Raw genomic sequence first — 3,697 nt, 5'->3', positions numbered from 1 at the left:
CTCACCGGCAGCAACGGCGGACCGGAGACCGGCACCTACGTGCTGGGCATCATGGTTTTCCAGCAGGCCTTCGCCTTCCTGGACTTCGGCTACGCATCGGCGCTGGCGTGGGTGATGTTCGCGGTCCTGCTGGTGCTGACCGCGCTGCAGCTGCGGCTGGCGCGCCGGAATGCGTTGGGGCAGTGATGAAGCCGTGATAAGAGGGAGCATCGCGCGGCTGCTGGGCGCCTACACCGCACTCGGCGTCGTCGCCGCGTGCGCGTTGCTCCCGATCCTCTGGGCGCTGTCGGGGTCGCTGAAAAAGCAAGCCGAGGTAGGCCAGCCCACGCTGTTTCCCGCCCACCCGCAGTGGTCGAACTACGCCGACGTGTTCACCCGGATGCCGTTTCTGCGGATGTTCTTCAACACCGTGCTCTACGCCGGGTGTGTGACGGCCGGGCAGGTGTTCTTCTGCTCCCTGGCCGGTTACGCGTTCGCCCGGCTGCCGTTCACCGGCCGCGACACGCTGTTCGTCGGGTACCTGACCACGTTGATGGTGCCGTTGACGGTCACGGTGATTCCGCAGTTCATCTTGATGCGGGTCTTCGGGTGGACCGACACCATGTGGGCGATGATCGTGCCGGGGCTGTTCGGCAGTGCGTTCGGCACTTACCTGATGCGGCAGTTCTTCGCCACCCTGCCGACCGACCTGGAGGAGGCGGCCATTTTGGACGGGTGTTCGCCGTGGCAGATCTACTGGCGAGTCCTGCTGCCGCACGCCAAACCCGCAGTCATGGTGCTTGCCGTGCTGACCTGGGTCAACGTCTGGAATGACTTCCTGTGGCCGCTGCTGATGATTCAGCGTCGAAGCATCGCCACGCTTACCCTCGGACTGGTGTGGATGCAGGGCCAATACGTTGCCGAATGGCCGGTGCTGATGGCGGCGTCGATGCTGATCCTGGCGCCGCTGGTGGCCATCTACGCCGTCGCGCAACGCGCCTTCATCAGCGGTATCGCGGCCACCGGATTCGGCGGGCGGTAAACGAGGCCGGCGCAGTGGCATCGGTGAACTTCGAGCACGCGACCCGGCACTATCCCGGCAGTGACCGCCCGGCGCTGGATCGGCTGGACCTGACCGTCGACGACGGCGAGTTCGTCGTGCTGGTCGGGCCGTCCGGGTGCGGCAAGACCACGACGCTGCGGATGCTGGCCGGGCTCGAGCCGGTCGACTCCGGTCGAATCCGCATCGGTGGGCGCGACGTCACAAAGGTCGACCCCAAGGACCGGGATGTCGCCATGGTGTTCCAGAACTACGCGCTGTACCCGCACATGAGCGTGGCGCAGAACATGGGCTTCGCGTTGAAAGTCGCCAAGACACCCAAGGCCGAAATCCGGCAGCGGGTGGCCGACGCCGCGCGACTGCTGGACCTGCAGCCCTACCTGGACCGCCGACCGAAGGATCTCTCCGGCGGACAACGCCAGCGGGTCGCCATGGGCCGGGCGATTGTGCGGCGCCCGCAGGTGTTTCTGATGGATGAGCCGTTGTCGAACCTCGACGCCAAGCTGCGGGTGCAAACCCGCAACCAGATCGCAGAGTTGCAGCGCCGGCTGGGCACCACCACCGTCTACGTCACCCACGACCAGGTCGAGGCGATGACGATGGGCGATCGGGTCGCGGTGCTCTGCGACGGGCTGCTGCAACAGTTCGCGGCGCCGCGTGAGCTGTACCGCAACCCGGCGAACCTGTTCGTCGCCGGGTTCATCGGCTCGCCGGCGATGAACCTGTTTACTCTGCCGGTGGTTGACGGTTCGGTCTCGCTGGGCGACTGCGTCATCCCGGTCCGGCGCGAGATCGCCGGTGCCGGTGGCGATCTGGTGGTCGGCGTGCGGCCGGAACACCTTCAGGCGGGCGACTCCAGTTTCGGAGGTGTGGAAGTCGAGGTGGACGTCGTCGAGGAACTCGGCGCCGACGCCTACCTGTACGGCCGAATCGCGCGTTCCGAGGACGCCCCACAGCAATCCGTCATCGCCCGCGTGGCGGGCAGTTATCCCGCTCGGCGTGGCAGCCGGCTGCGGCTGCACCCCGAAATTGAGCATCTACACTTCTTCACCACCGACGGCCGGCGCATCGGCTAGCCCGCGACGCGGCCGAGCGTGCGCAAAATACGCCCGCGCGACGGCGTGTCGTATGGGGGACACGCGCCCTCGTGCGGGTGGTCCGCGGACTCAGGTGCGGGCATCGACGCCCAAGAAGCCCAGGGTGCGCACCAGGTGGTGCAGCATCCCCAGAAACGTCACGGCCCACGCGGCCAATGCGATCCAGCTTTCGTCTGCGCCGATGTGGTAGACGATCGGCAGCCGGTCGGTGTGCCCCAGGGTGGTCCCGCCCACCCCGTACATGCCGAGCGGGAAGATCATGCTCCACAGCGGGGCTTCGTAGCGCAACGGGACTCGGTGTACCACATGCCGCCAGATGCCGGCGGCGAGCAACGGCGGGATCAGCCAGCTGCCGAAGGCCCAAAACACCACCGATGTCCCGGCGACCAGGCCGCGAGTGGCGTTGACCATCGGCGCTTGCGCCATCTCCACGATGCGGGCACCGGCGACAACCGTGATCGCGGTGGCACCCATAGACACCCAGTACTGCGGGGTGAGCTCCTCGGGCTGCAGCGGATAGAGCAGCAGGCGCGCAGCGACGAAGAGTCCGGCGGCGCCGTAGAGAAACACCCCGATCGCCCAGGAGGTCACCGCGAGCAGTGCCAGGAACCGCCGCCAGGACTCCGTCGTGTCCGGCTCCAGCGTGGCAGCCAGCACCGCAACCGACTGGCTGGCCACCACCCAGATGAACCAGGTCCCGTTTGCCCGCTGCAACACCGGCCGTTCCGCGGTGCCCAGCACCGCGGTCCAGGGCACCAGGTAACCCAACACCAGCCAGACCAGCGAGCCGACCATCAGCAGGCCGAACGCGACGGCGTTGTGACCGTCGATGACCAGCCGGGTGCCCAGCACGTTGGTCGCCGCGACGAAGGTGAACAGCCCGAACGCGCGGCCGGAATCGGACAGGTCGGCCCTGAACTCCTTGTGGTAAAAGATGATTCGCGCTGCCGAGACAATCAGCAAGACGATGTAGGCCGCTGCGGTCACCCACAGCAGCAGCGTCGAGAGGTGCTTCGCCGGGTGGTTCATGGCGACCGACACGATGCCGGTCGCCATCACCAGCGCGAAGTAGCCCGGGTTGAGCGTTCGCACCGCTTCCCGGACGCCCGTCGACCGGTCCAACGTCGGCTGATTATCAGTAAGGGACACCGATTTTGCGCCCCAGCAGCTTCCGCAACACGTACTGCATGATGCCGCCGTGCCGGTAGTAGTCGGCTTCACCGGGCGTGTCGATGCGTACCACCGCGTCGAACTCGATATCGCCGGCCCGCACCTGCACGGTGCGCGGGATCCCGTCGTTGAACGCGGTCACACCGGTGATGTCGAAGGTCTCCTCGCCGGTCAGCCCGAGGCTGTCGGCGGTCTGCCCCGCGGGGAATTGCAGCGGCAACACCCCCATCCCGATCAGATTGGACCGGTGGATCCGCTCGTAGGATTCGGCGAGCACGGCGTGCACCCCGAGCAGCACGGTGCCCTTGGCCGCCCAGTCCCGCGACGAGCCGGACCCGTACTCCTTGCCGGCCAGGATCACCAGCGGGATGCCCGCCGCGATGTAGTTCAC

3 protein-coding genes and 2 pseudogenes are annotated in these 3,697 nt (G+C 67.1%); 3 read left to right on the top strand and 2 right to left on the bottom strand.

Annotated features, from left to right (window positions below; genetic code table 11):
- The 3 genes and pseudogenes from AC2VON_RS21615 to AC2VON_RS21605 all read left to right on the top strand — a co-directional run.
- A pseudogene (locus AC2VON_RS21615) lies at positions 1-186 on the top strand (sugar ABC transporter permease); the annotation flags it as partial.
- Complete coding sequence (locus tag AC2VON_RS21610; protein ID WP_486954687.1) at positions 170-1,021, top strand: carbohydrate ABC transporter permease; 852 nt, start codon at positions 170-172, stop codon at positions 1,019-1,021. The pseudogene AC2VON_RS21615 and the gene AC2VON_RS21610, both read left to right, overlap by 17 nt.
- Positions 1,022-1,035: 14 nt before the next feature.
- Positions 1,036-2,115, top strand: a complete 1,080-nt coding sequence (locus AC2VON_RS21605) for an ABC transporter ATP-binding protein (RefSeq protein ID WP_486954686.1) — start codon at positions 1,036-1,038, stop codon at positions 2,113-2,115.
- A 90-nt stretch (positions 2,116-2,205) separates the two neighbouring features.
- On the opposite strand, the gene AC2VON_RS21600 is transcribed toward AC2VON_RS21605, so the two are convergent.
- Positions 2,206-3,192, bottom strand: coding sequence for a tellurite resistance/C4-dicarboxylate transporter family protein (locus AC2VON_RS21600; protein ID WP_486954688.1), 987 nt, complete (start codon positions 3,190-3,192; stop codon positions 2,206-2,208).
- Positions 3,193-3,271: 79 nt separating this feature from the next.
- Positions 3,272-3,697 (bottom strand): annotated as a pseudogene (gene acnA / locus AC2VON_RS21595) (aconitate hydratase); the annotation flags it as partial.

The organism is Mycobacterium sp. TH-M82 (assembly GCF_057473605.1).
The sequence above is the reverse complement of the archived record's forward strand: the minus strand, read 5'-3'. Positions and strand labels throughout refer to the sequence as shown.